The 288-nt window shown below is 70.1% G+C and carries 1 protein-coding gene; it reads left to right on the top strand.

From position 1 onward, the window contains the following. Positions 1-288, top strand: a 288-nt coding sequence (locus tag IF54_RS40300; RefSeq protein ID WP_037821286.1) for an acyl carrier protein, incomplete at both ends; no start/stop codon positions are given.

Here is a 288-nt window from a genome sequence, read left to right as displayed (position 1 = left end):
GGGCGGTGACTCGATCCGTGCGGTGCGGCTGGTGGGTGCGCTGCGGGCGGCCGGCTATGACGTGTCGATACCGGATGTCTTCCGGCTGAAGACGGTCGCTGCTCTCGCGGGTCTGGTGGCTGGTCAGGAGCACGGTGGCGGTCCGTCGCTGGTGGTGGCCGTGGAGCCGTTCGCGCTGATCGGCGAGGGGGACCGGGCTGCTCTTCCGGCGGGTGTGGTGGATGCGTATCCGCTGTCGCTGGTGCAGACCGGCATGCTGGTGGAGATGCTCGCCTCCGAGGGCGAGCA

This window comes from Streptomyces sp. NRRL B-3229, assembly GCF_000719505.1.
In the GTDB taxonomy this organism is placed as follows: Bacteria; Actinomycetota; Actinomycetes; order Streptomycetales; family Streptomycetaceae; genus Streptomyces; species Streptomyces griseorubiginosus.
Note: the sequence above shows the minus strand (reverse complement) of the source record. Positions and strands in the feature narration are given on the sequence as shown.